14 protein-coding genes are annotated in these 16516 nt (G+C 54.4%); 9 read left to right on the top strand and 5 right to left on the bottom strand.

Features of this window, described 5'->3' with window-relative positions:
- Positions 1 to 717: a ribonuclease PH gene (gene rph / locus AC2FCQ_RS19625; RefSeq protein ID WP_209640135.1), complete on the bottom strand. Its 717-nt coding sequence runs from the start codon at positions 715 to 717 to the stop codon at positions 1 to 3.
- A gap of 126 nt (positions 718 to 843) precedes the next feature.
- Between rph and AC2FCQ_RS19620 the strand changes: the two genes are divergently transcribed.
- Both AC2FCQ_RS19620 and AC2FCQ_RS19615 read left to right on the top strand, forming a co-directional pair.
- Positions 844 to 1707 carry a YicC/YloC family endoribonuclease gene (locus AC2FCQ_RS19620; protein ID WP_265556771.1) on the top strand — a complete coding sequence of 288 codons (864 nt, stop codon included), beginning with the start codon at positions 844 to 846 and terminating at the stop codon, positions 1705 to 1707.
- 317 nt (positions 1708 to 2024) lie between these two features.
- A complete protein-coding gene (locus AC2FCQ_RS19615; protein WP_209640141.1) occupies positions 2025 to 3209 on the top strand; it encodes a NupC/NupG family nucleoside CNT transporter in 1185 nt (394 codons plus the stop codon).
- Positions 3210 to 3241: 32 nt separating this feature from the next.
- On the opposite strand, the gene AC2FCQ_RS19610 is transcribed toward AC2FCQ_RS19615, so the two are convergent.
- Positions 3242 to 3676 carry a DUF3574 domain-containing protein gene (locus AC2FCQ_RS19610; protein WP_209640144.1) on the bottom strand — a complete coding sequence of 145 codons (435 nt, stop codon included), beginning with the start codon at positions 3674 to 3676 and terminating at the stop codon, positions 3242 to 3244.
- A 296-nt stretch (positions 3677 to 3972) separates the two neighbouring features.
- Between AC2FCQ_RS19610 and AC2FCQ_RS19605 the strand changes: the two genes are divergently transcribed.
- Complete coding sequence (locus AC2FCQ_RS19605; RefSeq protein ID WP_209640147.1) at positions 3973 to 4590, top strand: trimeric intracellular cation channel family protein; 618 nt, start codon at positions 3973 to 3975, stop codon at positions 4588 to 4590.
- Positions 4591 to 4596: 6 nt separating this feature from the next.
- On the opposite strand, the gene AC2FCQ_RS19600 is transcribed toward AC2FCQ_RS19605, so the two are convergent.
- Positions 4597 to 5487 carry a LysR family transcriptional regulator gene (locus AC2FCQ_RS19600; RefSeq protein WP_490308890.1) on the bottom strand — a complete coding sequence of 297 codons (891 nt, stop codon included), beginning with the start codon at positions 5485 to 5487 and terminating at the stop codon, positions 4597 to 4599.
- 116 nt (positions 5488 to 5603) lie between these two features.
- Between AC2FCQ_RS19600 and AC2FCQ_RS19595 the strand changes: the two genes are divergently transcribed.
- Positions 5604 to 7160 carry an MFS transporter gene (locus AC2FCQ_RS19595; RefSeq protein WP_490308889.1) on the top strand — a complete coding sequence of 519 codons (1557 nt, stop codon included), beginning with the start codon at positions 5604 to 5606 and terminating at the stop codon, positions 7158 to 7160.
- A 7-nt stretch (positions 7161 to 7167) separates the two neighbouring features.
- Here the strand turns inward: AC2FCQ_RS19595 and ligB are convergent, their stop codons facing one another.
- Positions 7168 to 8871, bottom strand: a complete 1704-nt coding sequence (ligB, locus tag AC2FCQ_RS19590; protein WP_490308888.1) for an NAD-dependent DNA ligase LigB — start codon at positions 8869 to 8871, stop codon at positions 7168 to 7170.
- 284 nt (positions 8872 to 9155) lie between these two features.
- On the opposite strand from ligB, the gene gmk reads away from it, so the two are divergent.
- The 5 genes from gmk to recG are packed head-to-tail and all read left to right on the top strand — an operon-like array spanning position 9156 to position 15019.
- Positions 9156 to 9779, top strand: a complete 624-nt coding sequence (gmk, locus tag AC2FCQ_RS19585) for a guanylate kinase (protein WP_041415115.1) — start codon at positions 9156 to 9158, stop codon at positions 9777 to 9779.
- 54 nt (positions 9780 to 9833) lie between these two features.
- Positions 9834 to 10109 (top strand): DNA-directed RNA polymerase subunit omega, encoded by a 276-nt coding sequence (gene rpoZ / locus AC2FCQ_RS19580; protein ID WP_004953385.1) that lies wholly within the window; start codon positions 9834 to 9836, stop codon positions 10107 to 10109.
- Between the two features lie 19 nt (positions 10110 to 10128).
- Positions 10129 to 12240 (top strand): bifunctional GTP diphosphokinase/guanosine-3',5'-bis pyrophosphate 3'-pyrophosphohydrolase, encoded by a 2112-nt coding sequence (spoT, locus tag AC2FCQ_RS19575; RefSeq protein WP_209640156.1) that lies wholly within the window; start codon positions 10129 to 10131, stop codon positions 12238 to 12240.
- Between the two features lie 5 nt (positions 12241 to 12245).
- A complete protein-coding gene (gene trmH, locus AC2FCQ_RS19570; RefSeq protein WP_490308887.1) occupies positions 12246 to 12941 on the top strand; it encodes a tRNA (guanosine(18)-2'-O)-methyltransferase TrmH in 696 nt (231 codons plus the stop codon).
- Positions 12938 to 15019: an ATP-dependent DNA helicase RecG gene (gene recG, locus AC2FCQ_RS19565; RefSeq protein WP_209640163.1), complete on the top strand. Its 2082-nt coding sequence runs from the start codon at positions 12938 to 12940 to the stop codon at positions 15017 to 15019. Before trmH ends, recG begins: the two co-directional genes overlap by 4 nt.
- Positions 15020 to 15076: 57 nt before the next feature.
- Here recG and gltS read toward each other — a convergent pair whose 3' ends face one another.
- A complete protein-coding gene (gltS, locus tag AC2FCQ_RS19560) occupies positions 15077 to 16288 on the bottom strand; it encodes a sodium/glutamate symporter (RefSeq protein ID WP_209640167.1) in 1212 nt (403 codons plus the stop codon).
- Positions 16289 to 16516 lie beyond the last annotated feature (228 nt).

Here is a 16516-nt window from a genome sequence, read left to right as displayed (position 1 = left end):
TTAATCTGCCAGCGCCGCTTTCTGCGCCTGGAAGATGGTTTCAATGCCCCCTCGGGCCAGCGCCAATAGCGCCAATAGCTCGTCGTGGCTAAACGGCTCACCCTCGGCGGTGCCTTGCACCTCGATCATGCGACCATCTTCCATCATCACTACATTCATATCCGTTTCTGCTGCGGAGTCCTCGACGTACTCCAAATCACACAGCGCTTCGCCGTTAACGATACCGACGGAGACCGCCGCAACCAACCCTTTCATTGGGTTGGCTTTCAGCTTGCCATTGGCCACCAGCGCATTTAGCGCATCAGCCAGCGCAACGCAGGCACCGGAAATAGACGCGGTGCGGGTACCGCCGTCAGCCTGCAATACGTCGCAGTCGAGCGTGATGGTGAATTCACCGAGTTTTTTCAGATCAACCGCCGCACGTAACGAACGGGCGATCAAACGCTGAATTTCCAGCGTGCGGCCGCCCTGCTTGCCTTTGGCCGCTTCGCGGGCGTTACGGCTGTGGGTAGAACGCGGCAGCATGCCGTACTCAGCGGTGATCCACCCTTGCCCCTGACCCTTCAGGAAGCGCGGAACGCCCTCTTCTACTGTGGCGGTGCACAAAACTTTGGTATCGCCAAACTCAACCAGCACTGAGCCTTCAGCGTGTTTGGTATAGTGACGGGTCAGTGTCAGTGGGCGAACTTGTTGTGGTGCTCTGCCTGCAGGACGCATGGGCTCTCTCCGGCTTCTAATCAACGTTTGGCTGCGCATTATACGGGCTTCGTGACGTAATGCCTATCCTGCCCGCAGGTCCAACGCTATAATCGGTTCATCTTTTCCTATTACGGGTACGCATCAATGATCCGCAGCATGACCGCCTACGCCCGGCGTGAAATCAAGGGTGAATGGGGCAGCGCAGCTTGGGAGCTGCGTTCCGTGAACCAACGCTATCTAGAAACCTACATCCGTCTGCCGGAACAATTCCGCAGCCTGGAGCCGGTGATCCGCGAACGTATCCGTGGTCGCCTGACCCGCGGTAAAGTGGAGTGCAACCTGCGTTTCGAACTGGATCCGAGCGCGCAAAGCTCAATGATCCTGAACGAAAAACTGGCAAAGCAGCTGGTTGAGGCTGCTAACTGGGTCAAAATGCAGAGCGACGAAGGTGAAATTGACCCTATCGACGTACTGCGCTGGCCTGGTGTGATGTCCGCCCAAGAGCAGGATCTGGACGCTATCAGCGCACAGCTGATGCAGGCACTGGATGGCGCACTGGATGACTTCATCGTTGCGCGTGAAAGCGAAGGTACTGCACTAAAATTGCTGATCGAACAGCGTTTGGACGGCGTCAGCGCCGAAGTGGTCAAGGTACGCGCCCAAATGCCCAACATCCTGCAATGGCAGCGTGAGCGTCTGGTCAGCAAACTGGAAGAGGCTCAGGTGCAGTTGGAAAACACCCGCCTGGAGCAAGAGCTGGTGCTGATGGCGCAACGTATTGACGTCGCCGAAGAACTGGACCGCCTGGAAGCCCACGTAAAAGAAACGCACAACATCCTGAAGAAAAAAGAAGCCGTGGGCCGCCGCCTCGACTTTATGATGCAGGAATTCAACCGCGAATCTAATACCTTGGCGTCCAAGTCGATCAATGCCGAAGTCACCACTTCCGCTATCGAGCTGAAAGTGCTGATCGAGCAGATGCGCGAGCAGATCCAAAACATCGAGTGATACGTTCCTTCATTCGAATAAGCCCGCATTCGCGGGCTTTTTTACGACTATGTTCTGGGTAGCGCGGCATTCCCAATGTTTATTCCCCGACGTTAAGCCGGCCAACATCGCGAACCATAAAGAAATGCACGCCGGATGCTACGTGGGGATTGGCATTGTTTATGAAAAACTGTGACTAAGAGGCCATGGAGGGTCATTGGCAACGTATCTCGCTGGCTGAAAGTATTTTATTCCAATTATCACCCAAGGTAATGAAAGGCGGGCCAAGCTGTGGCTAAATGTGTTTTTTCCTGCCCGTTTAGCCGTACGGACTCTTTATGCCACAAATTCTGCAATTTATTTTTGCCCTGGTGGTGATCATCGCCCTGGCGCTGCTGGTCAGCAACGACCGTAAAAAAATACGCCTGCGTTATATTATTCAGCTTCTGGTCATTGAAGGCGCACTCGCCTATTTCTTTCTGCATTCCGAAAGCGGTCTCGGCGTCATCAAGCACGTCGCTGGCTTCTTTGAAACACTGCTGACATATGCCGCGCAAGGCTCTGATTTTGTGTTTGGCGGTATGAGCAAAGACGGACTGGCATTTATCTTCCTTGGTGTTTTGTGCCCGATTATCTTTATTTCCGCGCTCATCGGTATTTTGCAGCATTTCCGCATTTTGCCGCTGATCATCCGCCTGGTCGGCACCTTGCTGTCCAAGGTTAACGGCATGGGCAAGCTGGAGTCGTTCAACGCCGTCAGCACGCTGGTGCTTGGGCAGTCGGAAAACTTTATCGCCTACAAAGGCATCATCGGTGATATTTCGCCACGCCGCATGTACACCATGGCAGCAACCGCCATGTCGACGGTATCCATGTCTATCGTGGGTGCCTATATGTCGATGATCGATGCGCAATATGTGGTCGCGGCACTGATCCTCAACATGTTCAGTACCTTTATTATTCTGTCGATCATCAACCCTTATCAGTTGGACGATGAACCTGAGCTAAAACTGAACAAGCTGCATGAGGATCAGAGCTTCTTCGAAATGCTGGGTGAATACATTTTAGCGGGCTTCAAGATCGCGATGATTATCGCTGCCATGCTGATTGGCTTTATTGCGCTTATTTCTGCGGTAAATGCTTTATTCTCCGCCGTGTTCGGCATCAGCTTCCAGCAAATTCTGGGCTACATATTCTACCCATTAGCTTGGCTGATCGGCATTCCAGCACCTGATGCGCTGCGTGCTGGCAGCATTATGGCGACGAAACTGGTAGCCAATGAATTTGTGGCAATGATCGAGCTGAAGAAAATTGCAGCGGAAATGTCACCGCGGGGCCTGGGTATCTTGTCGGTATTCCTGGTGTCCTTCGCCAACTTTGCTTCAATCGGCATTGTCGCCGGGGCGATCAAAGGGCTTAACGAGCGACAGGGCAACGTGGTGTCTCGTTTTGGTCTGAAGCTGGTTTACGGTTCAACGCTGGTTAGCCTGCTTTCAGCGGCCATCGCCGGGCTGGTGCTGTAAACAAACCTCCCGGCCTACGGGCCGGGGGGCAATCAGAACGCTACACACACTGGCGCGTCCACGCGCATCACGGAATCCTGCGCAAACTGTTGCTTATAGCTGCTTCGCAGCGCCTCTATATTGGTTTCACTTTCATTACCCGACGCATGAATCAGCATCAGCGCTTTGCTGTTTTCACGTGCCAACTTGCCGTCATGACCCAACCATTGCCCTTTAGCGTCAAATACCGACAGCCCGTCTTTAAAGCGTGGCGTCACCTGCCGATCAACAAAACTCTGCCACTCTGCAGCACCAATCGCCGGCCCGGTCGGGCGATTCAGGCCGAAATAAAGCGTCGTCTGCGTCATGGGATCGCCCACACGGCAGCTCGCCACTTTTTGCGGCGCACTGTGCTGAACCGGAGCAACACAACCGTTCAAGAAGAAGAGCGTCGCTACGGCCGTCATTAGCAGGGGGGTTCTTTTCATTTTATCTTCATGTTCCTCATTATTGAGTATCATTAACCTGGAGATGCACCATCAGCACACCGCTGCGTGATCACATGCAAGAAGCATAGTTAGCAACAGAAACTAACGCGAAATACCTAATGCTTCTATGAATAAATAAAGCTGATTAAAGGCGATAAACCAGTAAAGTAAAACGCGAAAGGATTAATTAAAGTAATCCGAAATGTCATCAGTTAGAAAAACTCAGTAGCGACAGACCCCGCAGGCGATTACCCTTTCACCATGACACTCATTCCCGCCCATCCTGTGAATACCTTATGTTATTGAGCATTCTTTATATCATCGGCATCACTGCCGAAGCCATGACCGGCGCATTGGCTGCTGGCCGTCGTCAAATGGATATGTTTGGCGTAATCATTATCGCTTCGGCCACGGCAATCGGCGGCGGTTCAGTGCGCGATATGCTGCTCGGGCATTTCCCGCTGGGATGGGTAAAACATCCTGAATATATCGTTATCGTTGCGATTGCTGCGATTGTGACCACCTGGTTTGCACCGTTAATGCGGCACCTGCGTCGGTTGTTTCTGGTGCTGGATGCCGTTGGCCTGATTGTATTTTCAATCATCGGTGCGCAAGTTGCTCTGGATATGGGCCACGGCGCCATCATCGCGGCCATTGCCGCCGTGATCACCGGCGTATTCGGCGGTGTACTGCGTGATATGCTCTGCAACCGTATTCCGTTGGTATTCCAGAAAGAAATCTACGCCGGTATTTCCTTTGCCGCAGCCTGGCTATACATCGGCCTGCAACACTTGAGTCTGCCGCATAATATGGTGGTAATCATCACCCTGGTTGCTGGTCTCAGCGCCCGGTTGATCGCCCTGCGTTTTCGTCTGGGTCTGCCGGTATTTAATTATCAGCACCCGGACCATTAACCGGGTTCAGCGCAGCGGCAACATATGCTGTGCCAGGTAGTCGACGAAGACTCGAACCTTGGGCAGCATATGTCGGTTTGACGGCCATAGCGCGGAGAAAAACCCCTGTTCCTGCGTGTGTTGCTCCAACACGGGAACCAGCCGCCGTGCATCAACTGGCTGACATAGCGTAAAATCCGGCAGATAAGCGATGCCCAACCCTTCTTGGGCGGCATGAATCAGCGCTTCAATGCTGTTAAAACTCAGCGTCACCGGTATTCGAAGGGAAACAGGCTCACCCTCTGACAGGTTCCACGCCTGCAGTTGCTGGCCACCCGGGTAGCGGTAACGTAAGCTGGCATGGTTAAGCAAGTCTTCAGGCCTCTGGGGCATGCCACGGCGCTGGAAGTACTCCGGTGCCCCCGTCAGTATCAGCCGGAACGGCCCCAATCTGCGAGCCATCAGCCGAGAGTCCGCCAGCTCGCCACCGCGCACCGCCACATCAATGCCTTCAGCGATCAGATCTACTATCCGGTCATTAAAGTCCACATCCAACTCCACCTCGGGATAAAACGCGGTAAACTCAGAAAGCAGCGGCACCAGCATCCGATAGCCAACCGCCGGCATACTCACCCGCAGCTTGCCACGTGGCGCATCAGAGATCCTGGCCATTTCAGCCTCGGCATTTTCAATTTCACTAACAATGCGCTGGCAACGTTCAAAAAAAAGGGCGCCTTCGTCGGTCAAATTGATGCGACGGGTGCTGCGGTTAAACAACCTGACGCCCAATGACTCCTCCAGCCTGGCTACGCTTTTCCCTACCGCAGAAGCCGATACGCCTAACCGTTCACCAGCGGCAACAAAGCTGCGTAGCTCGGCAGCGCGAACAAACGCCAATAAACCGCTGAGGCTGTCCATAGAGGCTCCAATTAGAGAGTTATTGTCCTTAAAGAGTGGAATAAAGCCCCATTTTTAGCCAATTAAATCCACCCTATCATCCAACCCAGCCAACAATGCTTTAGCTGGAGCTAACCATGACTAAACCTCTGAGCCTTCCAGAGCCCCACCCAACGCTGCCTGCTCACCCCCAGCGCTGGATCATCCTGTTCTCCGTTTGCCTGGCGGGGTTAATCATGCCGATTAACTTTACCGGGCCGGCAGTTTCTCTACCTGCTATCGCCACCAGCCTGGGCGGCAGTGCAGTGGCCCTCAACTGGGTCACTAACGCCTTTATGCTAACTTTCGGCTGCAGTCTGATGATCGCCGGTGCGCTCGCCGATCGCTTTGGTCGTAAACGCATATTCGTCAGTGGCCTGGCGGTATTGACGCTGAGTTCACTGATCATGCTGGCGATTCGGGACATTATTGCCTTTGATCTGATCCGTGCCTTGCAAGGCTTTGCCGCAGCGGCAGCATTTGCCGGAGGAACTGCAGGCCTGGCGCAGGTGTTTGATGGCGCTGAACGTACCAAAGCCTTCAGCCTGCTGGGCACTACGTTTGGCGTCGGGCTGGCATTTGGCCCGGTGATGGCCGGTTTTTTGGTACAGCACTTTGGCTGGCACTCGATTTTTACCAGCGTGTCGTTACTCAGCGCCATCGCCCTGGCGACCGGCACACGCTATATGCATGAATCGCGCGATCCGGCGGCAGCCAAACTTGATTGGCCCGGCGCGGTGGCCTTCACCCTGGCTTTGACGCTGTTGACTTACGCCATCATTCAGGCTCCCGAAAGCGGCTGGAATAGCCATGGGATCATCGCGCTGTTTTGTAGCGCGCTACTTTCAATGCTGGCCTTTATTCTGATCGAACGCCGTGTGCGCAGACCGATGCTCGATCTGTCTTTATTCCGCTATCCACGCTTTGTCGGCGTGCAGTTTCTGGCCGCCGCCCCTGCCTATTCTTATGTTGTGCTGCTGGTTTTACTCCCGTTACGTTTTATTGGCGTCGAGGGTTACAGCCCCCTGGATACTGGCATCATTATGCTCGCACTCTCTGCGCCGCTATTAGTGTTACCGATGCTGGCTGGCTTACTAGCGCACCGCTTTTCCGCTGGCATCATTGCCAGTGTGGGCTTACTGATCTGCGCCTTCGGCCTGGTAGGGTTGGCTCAATATGCACCAGGGCAGCCATTTTATAGGCTGATCCTGCCGTTACTGATCATTGGTTGTGGCATCAGCCTGCCCTGGGGCCTGATGGATGGCCTGGCGGTCAGCGTGGTGCCGAAGGAACGCGCAGGCATGGCCACCGGTATTTTCAGCACCATTCGGGTCGCGGGCGAAGGCATCGCACTGGCCGTCGTGGGTGCCTTGCTGGCGACCTTGGTTGAACGGCATCTGCCAGTCATGCCACTGGCCGACACTGTCGCCGGGGCTCACCGGTTAGCGATGGGCGATCTGCCCCAGGCCGCGGCACTGCTGAAGATAGATGCTGTAGCGTTAAAGCAGAGCTACGAAGCTGCGTTTCATAGCTTGCTGTATATTCTGGCCCTGTTGGCAGCCATATCCGGGGGCATCGTTTTTGTTTTTCTACGCCATACCTCACCGTCCCCGCAGGCAACGTTGAAGTCCATTGCCGACGAGCCTGCAGAGTAATGTCACATCACTGGATATTGGCAAAGCCCTCAATTTCTTGGGATGCCAACGTACCGATCAGATCCAGAACTGGCGGATGCTGGAAAAACACGACAATTTGTTGTGCCCTTTTAGCGCCGATACCCGCTACTTTACGCCACGCATCAGGGGATATTTGCCGGGTCTGATGCCAATTTTTCAGCGTCATCGCTTGCTGCGGGGACAGCGGTGCACCTAAAGCAACCAGCCAACGCGCGAAAGACTGCTGCCGCGCCAGCTGAAATTGCCCGTGAATACTCTGTCCGCGCTTGTCGCCTATGCCGGGGGTCAACATCAGTTGTTCTTGCGTCAGCACCAACCAATCCAGCAGGTGTCGTACCAATCCCCGGTCAATCAGCGTCCGCCAGGTAGATTCACTGACGCCTCGAAGATTCAGCCCCTGCGGGCCACTTAACCACGCCAACCGGGCAAGAAATTGCTGACGGCAATCAGGCTGCCAGCTGAAACAACTCAACGGATGGTAACGTTCAGCGGATGGGGCACTGGGCACCGACCTATCCGTTCCCCGCCAGACCACGTTATTAAGATGCGGAATGCCGTGCCCCATCAGGCTGATCGTGACCTGATCGCCGGGTACAATCGCCAACTGCCGCCAACGGGGTAGGGAACCGAGGTTCACCCGTGTTACCCATTTATCGTCCATTCTGAGGGGCTCTAGCCTTAACACAACGGCAATTTTTCCGGTGCGGCCAATATTGAAATCAACGCCATTGACCCGCGCGACCTGCTGTGTCGGTGGATACTTCCAGGCGACGGCCCAACCACCGGGTTTCGCTTGCCAGTAACGGCCACTCGGTGAGCTAGCCTGATGAATCACCACACCATCGGTGACGAACGGCAACGCGGCTTGATACCAACGTGTGCGCCATTGTTGCACCTCGGCTAATGAGTTCACCGGCTGCGAGTAAGCCAGTGCCAGAGGAAAGCCCATTGCAGCAAGCTGTCCTAAACGCTGCGCCATGTCCTGCGGACCGTCTGGCCAAGCCCAGACAAACAGACCAATCTGCTGCAGTAGTGGCGAGAGCTTATTTTGCATCAGAGCTCCAGCGACCTTGGCCCGGGCGTTGAGACCACCACTGAGCTTTTGTTGGTGATCGTTCATCATCAGAAACAGCTCTCCCTGCAGCACCAGCGTCTGTGGGGCATTCTTAATGCTGGCAGGCACCGCCGGTATAGCCCGCACCTTTTCCAGCCAGTTTTCGCCTTTCAGTCCGTTTCCCCGGCTAATCGCCGACGTTAATTTTCCGTCACGATAAACCAGCGTGATAGCGACGCCGTCCACTTTTGGCTGAACCCAGAGATCGCGACGGCCATTTACCCACTGGGCCACAGCCGCAGAATCCGGCAGTTTGCGCAACCCGGTATGCGCAACGGGATGCGGGACCTTGCCCGGAACCAAAAGCGGAGTGAACTCATCTGCTGGCGCTGTCCCAGCACAACGTCGCCATATCTGCAGTTTTTTCTGCAGACCGTCATACACCTCATCTTCAATTAAACTGTTGCCCTGCTGGTGATACGCCACATCCCAACGCTCAAGCTGGTTTTTTAGCGTACTAATCTCCAGTTGCAGCCGCTCTGGCCGCCACGTTGGGCAGTTTTCCGCCCACAGGTCTCCACTGAATACCAATCCGCACAGCAGAGTCATTCCGATACGCCCGGCACCTTTGTACATTGTGCACCTCCCTGATAACCGGCAGTAAAACCACAACGTCAGGAGGCGGCAATGCCCAATCAGCCGTTCCGCAAAGCAGCTCGAGAAAGATTTGGCACATTGCAGAAAACCGAAGAAATTTAGCGATACGCTGCGCAAACCTGCTGGTTTGAGGTTTTTTCAGCACAAAGAGACGGGCAAAATGCGAGCTAACGCTGCACCCGACGCGTTAGCCGTGTATACTGTGCGGAGAAAATACACATCCGCTGTTATTGGCATATCAACCGCTATCAACGAACATCATCATGGCTCAAGGCACGCTTTATATTGTCTCTGCCCCTAGCGGCGCAGGGAAATCAAGTCTGATTCAGGCTTTGTTAAAGACGCAACCGCTGTACGACACACAGGTTTCGGTTTCGCACACCACGCGCGACAGCCGCCCGGGTGAACAACATGGCGATCATTATTTCTTCGTCTCAAAAGAAGAATTCTGCCGAATGATTGAGCAGGATGCGTTTCTTGAGCACGCCGAAGTGTTCGGTAACTATTACGGTACGTCACGTGCGGCTATTGAACAGGTGCTGTCGACCGGCGTAGACGTTTTCCTGGACATAGACTGGCAAGGCGCACAGCAAATCCGCGCCAAAATGCCGCAAGCGCGCAGCATCTTTATTTTGCCGCCGTCAAAGGAAGAACTTGGTCGTCGCCTGCGTGGCCGCGGACAAGACTCTGATGAAGTGATCGCCAAGCGCATGGCGCAAGCTGTGGCAGAGATGACACACTACGCGGAGTATGATTATTTAATTGTGAACGATGATTTCGATCTGGCCCTGTCCGATCTGAAAACCATTATTCGCGCCGAACGCCTGCGTTTAGGCCGCCAATTACTGCGGCATGACGCTTTAATCAGCAAACTATTGGCAGACTGAAGACAGTTTCAGTATTATGCCCAGTCTTTTCGTCACCTGTGGAGTAGCACAAATATGGCACGCGTAACTGTTCAAGACGCTGTAGAGAAAATTGGTAACCGTTTTGACCTGGTGTTGGTCGCTGCTCGTCGGGCACGTCAAATCCAGACTGGCGGTAAAGATGCACTTGTTCCTGAAGAAAACGACAAGTACACCGTTATCGCACTGCGCGAAATCGAAGAAGGCCTGATCACCAGCCAGATCCTCGATGTTCGTGATCGTCAGGAACAGCAAGAGCAAGAAGCCGCTGAAATTCAAGCGGTTACCGCGATTGCTGAAGGTCGTCGTTAATTAGACTGCGAGTCTGCCTTTGTACCTGTTTGAAAGCCTGAATCTGCTGATTCAACGTTACTTGCCTGAGGAGCAGATTAAGCGCCTCAAACAGGCATACCTCGTTGCACGTGATGCTCACGAGGGACAGACACGCTCCAGCGGTGAGCCCTACATTACTCACCCGGTCGCCGTGGCCTGTATTCTGGCGGAAATGCGTCTCGATCATGAGACGCTGATGGCAGCCCTGCTGCACGACGTCATCGAAGACACCCCGGCCACCTATCAGGATATGGAACAGCTATTCGGCAAAAGCGTCGCCGAATTGGTTGAAGGCGTATCCAAGCTCGACAAACTGAAATTCCAGGATAAAAAAGAAGCTCAGGCGGAAAACTTCCGCAAGATGATCATGGCGATGGTGCAGGATATCCGCGTCGTGTTGATCAAGCTGGCCGACCGTACGCACAACATGCGCACCCTCGGTTCGCTACGCCCCGACAAACGGCGGCGTATCGCGCGTGAAACCCTGGAAATTTACAGCCCTCTGGCCCATCGTCTGGGTATTCACCACCTTAAAACCGAGCTGGAAGAGCTGGGCTTTGAAGCGTTGTACCCAAACCGCTACCGCGTCATCAAAGAAGTGGTGAAAGCCGCACGCGGTAACCGTAAAGAGATGATCCAGAAGATTCTCGCCGAGATCGAAGGCCGGTTGACCGAAGCCGGTATTCCTTGCCGCGTCAGCGGTCGGGAAAAACACCTGTATTCCATCTACCTCAAGATGCACCTGAAAGAACAGCGTTTCCATTCAATTATGGATATTTACGCGTTCCGTGTAATCGTGAAGGAAGTCGATACCTGCTACCGCGTACTGGGCCAGGCTCACAGCCTGTATAAACCACGCCCGGGTCGGGTAAAAGACTATATTGCCATTCCCAAGGCCAACGGTTATCAATCGCTGCACACTTCATTGATCGGCCCACATGGTGTGCCGGTAGAGGTGCAGATCCGTACTGAAGATATGGATCAGATGGCCGAAATGGGGGTTGCCGCGCACTGGGCTTATAAAGAAAAAGAACAGGGCGAAACCGGCACGACGGCACAAATCCGCGCTCAGCGCTGGATGCAAAGCTTGCTGGAACTACAACAAAGTGCCGGCAGCTCGTTTGAATTTATCGAGAGCGTCAAATCCGATCTGTTCCCAGATGAGATTTACGTTTTCACCCCAGAGGGGCGCATCGTTGAATTGCCTGCAGGGGCCACACCGGTCGATTTCGCCTATGCGGTGCACACGGATATTGGCCATGCCTGTGTCGGTGCACGTGTCGATCGCCAGCCGTATCCGCTGTCGCAGTCACTGACCAGCGGCCAAACGGTCGAAATCATCACGGCCCCGGGTGCGCGACCAAACGCCGCCTGGCTCAACTTTGTTGTCAGCTCAAAAGCACGCGCCAAAATTCGCCAGATGTTGAAAAACCTCAAGCGCGACGACTCAGTCGGCCTCGGCCGTCGTTTGTTGAATCATGCACTGGGCGGCAGTCGCAAACTGGCAGAGATCCCACAAGAGAATATCCAACACGAGTTGGATCGCATGAAGCTGGCGACGCTGGACGATCTGCTGGCAGAAATTGGCCTGGGTAACGCCATGAGCGTTGTGGTAGCGAAAAACTTGCAGGGTGACCAGTCCAATCTGGGGTCATCCTCCGGGGTTCGTAACCTGGCGATCAAGGGTGCCGATGGCGTGCTGATCACCTTCGCAAAATGCTGTCGACCGATTCCGGGTGACCCGATCATTGCCCATGTCAGCCCAGGAAAAGGCTTGGTGATCCACCATGAATCCTGCCGGAATATCCGCGGCTACCAAAAAGAGCCTGAGAAATTCATGGCGGTAGAATGGGATAAAGACATCGAGCAAGAATTTATCGCCGAAATCAAAGTGGACATGTTTAACCATCAGGGCGCGCTGGCCAACCTGACGGCGGCCATCAATGCGGCTGAGTCCAATATTCAAAGCCTGAATACCGAAGAAAAAGACGGTCGGGTTTACAGCGCCTTTATCCGCTTGACCACCCGTAATCGTATTCATCTGGCAAATATTATGCGTAAAATCCGTATCATGCCGGATGTCATTAAAGTTAACCGTAACCGAAATTAGCGCCTATGAGCCCTGAACGCTATGCGCGGATTTGTGAAATGCTGGCTACCCGGCAGCCGGATCTGACGGTCTGCCTGGAACAGGTGCATAAACCGCATAACGTCTCCGCCATTATCCGCACCGCCGACGCCGTCGGCGTGCATCAGGTGCATGCAGTATGGCCAACCACACGCATGCGTACCCTGGTTTCCTCCGCAGCGGGCAGTAACAGCTGGGTTAATGTAAAAACCCATCGCACCATCGCCGACGCGGTGACCCACCTGAAAGCTCAAGGTATGCAAATTCTGGCGACTAACCTGTCAGATCGTGCCGTGGATTTCCGCGAGGTGGATTACACCCGCCCTACCTGTGTGTTATTGGGCCAGGAAAAAACCGGTATTACCGAAGAAGCCCTACAGCTTGCCGATCAGGACATCATTATCCCGATGATCGGTATGGTGCAATCACTCAACGTCTCCGTCGCCTCAGCACTGATCCTGTATGAAGCGCAACGCCAGCGACAAAATGCCGGTCTGTATCGCCGCGAGCACAGCATGCTCGATGAGGAAGAACAGCAGCGCCTGTTGTTTGAAGGTGGTTATCCGGTGCTGGCCAACGTGGCGAAACGTAAAAAACTGTCGCGCCCGCACATTGACGAACAAGGCCAAGTGATCGCCGATGCCGAATGGTGGGCAACCATGCAAGCCACGGTACGCAAATGAAAGGCCGCCTGCTGGATGCTGTCCCACTCACCACACTTTCCGGGGTTGGTGCCAGCCAGGCGGGAAAACTGGCCAAAATTGGCCTGGAAACCATTCAGGATCTGCTGCTCCACCTGCCGCTACGCTACGAAGACCGCACCCGGCTTTATCCAATTAACGACCTGCAGCCGGGCATTTTTGCCACGGTAGAAGGCGAAGTTCTGCGTACTGACATCAGTTTTGGTCGTCGACGCATGCTAACTTGCCAGATCAGTGACGGCACCGGCTTGCTCACCATGCGCTTCTTTAACTTCAATGCGGCGATGAAAAATAGCCTGGCAACAGGCCGTCGCGTAACCGCCTATGGTGAAGTTAAACGCGGTAATCATGGTGCAGAAATTATCCACCCGGAATACCGTATTCAGGGGGAAAGCAGCGAGGTTGAGCTGCAAGAATCACTGACCCCGGTCTATCCAACCACCGAAGGCATACGGCAGGCCACGCTTCGCAAGCTGACCGATCAAGCGCTGGAATTGCTGGATACCTGTGCGATTACCGAGCTGCTACCATCGGAGTTGAGCGGTGGCTTAATGAGCCTGCCGGAGGCGTTGCATACTCTGCACCGCCCACCGCCGGATATCCAATTGGCAGATTTGGAGCTGGGTAAACACCCCGCACAAAAACGCCTGATCATGGAAGAGCTGCTGGCACATAACCTCAGCATGCTGGCGGTACGCGCCGGTGCGCAAAGCTATCAGGCGCTCCCCCTGATGCCGGACGACCGGCTTAAAAAACAATTCCTCGCCCAACTGCCCTTTGCCCCCACCGGCGCGCAAGATCGCGTGGTGGCCGACATCGAGGCCGATTTGCAAAAAAGCTTCCCGATGATGCGGCTGGTGCAGGGCGACGTTGGCTCAGGCAAAACGCTGGTCGCGGCATTAGCGGCACTGCGCGCTATCGCCCACGGCAAGCAGGTGGCATTAATGGCACCTACCGAACTGCTGGCCGAACAACACGCCAACAACTTCCGCCAGTGGTTTGAACCCTTGGGATTAGAAGTCGGCTGGCTGGCGGGTAAGCAAAAAGGCAAGGCGCGCATCGCACAACAAGAAGCGATTGCCAGCGGGCAGGTCTCCATGGTGGTTGGTACCCACGCCATCTTCCAGGAACAGGTACAATTTTCCGGCCTGGCGCTGGTGATCATCGATGAGCAGCATCGGTTTGGCGTACACCAGCGCTTAGCGCTGTGGGAGAAAGGCGAAGAGCAAGGTTTCCATGCCCACCAGTTGATCATGACTGCCACGCCAATCCCTCGCACGCTGGCGATGACGGCCTATGCCGATCTCGACACATCGGTCATAGACGAACTGCCACCGGGCAGAACGCCGGTCACGACCGTCGCCATTCCGGACACCCGGCGTGCCGATATCATTCAACGGGTAAAAAGCGCCTGTATGGAAGAAGGGCGGCAGGCGTACTGGGTTTGTACACTGATAGAAGAGTCTGAGCTGTTGGAAGCTCAGGCGGCGGAAGCCACGTGGGAAGAATTGAAAACCGCGCTGCCAGAGCTGAAAGTGGCGCTGGTGCACGGACGCATGAAAGCACAAGAGAAGCAGGCGGTAATGCAGGCCTTTAAACAAGGCGAACTGCAACTGTTGGTGGCTACGACGGTGATCGAGGTGGGTGTTGACGTGCCAAATGCCAGCCTGATGATCATCGAAAACCCAGAGCGGTTGGGGCTGGCGCAGTTGCATCAGTTACGTGGCCGTGTGGGCCGTGGCGCTGTGGCATCACACTGTGTTCTGTTGTACAAAACGCCGTTAAGCAAAACCGCTCAGCAGCGCCTGCAAGTACTGCGGGACAGCAATGACGGCTTTGTTATTGCCCAGCGCGATCTGGAAATTCGTGGGCCAGGCGAGCTCTTGGGCACACGCCAAACCGGCAGTGCAGAGTTTAAAGTGGCTGACTTACTGCGCGACCAGGCTATGATCCCGGAAGTACAACGCGTAGCCCGCCATATCCACCAACAGTACCCGGAACATGCCCGCGCGCTGGTTGAGCGCTGGTTACCTGAGAAAGCTCGCTACTCCAACGCCTGACATTCAGGCATAGAAAAGGCGCCCGCAGGCGCCTTTTTCGTTATGACGGCCGGTGAATCAGCCAATCGCCGGGAACACCGGCAACAGCAGATACAGTTTAATCACAATCGCGTTGGCGATATCAATAAAGAACGCCCCCACCATTGGCACCACCAGAAACGCCAGGTGCGATGGACCGAAGCGATCGGTAATCGCCTGCATATTGGCTATCGCCGTCGGCGTCGCACCCATACCAAAGCCACAGTGACCCGCAGCCAGTACCGCGGCATCGTAATTTTTACCCATCACCCGGTAGGTAACAAAGATTGCGTACAGTGCCATCACCAACGTCTGTACTGCCAGGATCGCCAGCATTGGCAGTGCCAACGAAGCCAATTCCCACAAGCGCAGGCTCATCAACGCCATCGCCAGGAACAGCGACAGGCTAACGTTGCCCAGCACCGATACTGCACGCTCAAACACAGTATAGAAACCGGTGAAGGCCAGTGTGTTACTGAGGATCACACCAACAAACAGCACACAGACAAAGTTTGGCAGTTCAAACACCGTGCCACTCAATAAGCCGGAAATAAACTGACCCAGGCTCAAACAGATGGCAATCATCGCGATGGTTTCAATCATGACCAGCGAGGTAATCAAACGGCCGCTTTCCGGTTTTTCAAAACCGCTTGGCTGAACGCTGTCATCCGGAGACCCTTCCGGTGTAGAAGAGTGCTTCACCAGATAACGCGCCACAGGACCGCCGATCAGGCCGCCCAAAACCAACCCGAAGGTGGCGCAGGCCATTGCAACTTCCGTGGCATTTTCAAAGCCGTAACGCTCAATGAACAGCTTGCTCCAGGCCGCCCCAGTGCCGTGGCCGCCGGACAGGGTAATGGAACCGGCGATCAGACCCATCAACGGGTCCAGACCCAGCATTTTTGCCATGCCGATGCCGATCGCGTTCTGCACCAACAGCAAGCCCAGCACGACAAACAGAAATACCATCAATGCCTTACCGCCCGCGCGCAGCCGCGCCAGGTTGGCATTGAGACCAATAGTGGCAAAGAAGGCCAGCATCAAAGGGTCTTTCAGCGACATATCGAAGCTGATTTCCCAGTTAGCGAATTTTTTCAGGGCTAATAACAGGATAGCCACCAGCAAGCCACCGGCGACAGGTGCGGGAATGGTGTATTTTCTTAACAGAGGGATGCTTGTGACGCATTTGCCCCCAAGGAGCAAAACCAATGTTGCCGCGACTAACGTGCCATAAGTATCAAGATGAAACATCCAGGTACTCCATGTAAGGGAAAAGATCCAATTAATAAATAATAAGTTATAGAAAACCGCTTAGTTTTTAAAACTTGATGAGTGCAGGATTAGAAGTAAAAAACGCTGATAACACAAGAAAAAATGAACGAAAATGCGACATAACCGCCGATAATGCTAACAGAATAGTAACGCGCAACCGTTTGCTTTTGCGGGGTAAATCATTAAAATGCCTGCTTTGCCGTTTCC

Source organism: Serratia sp. CoH_134_PS_4 (assembly GCF_058190535.1).
Note: the sequence above shows the minus strand (reverse complement) of the source record. Positions and strands in the feature narration are given on the sequence as shown.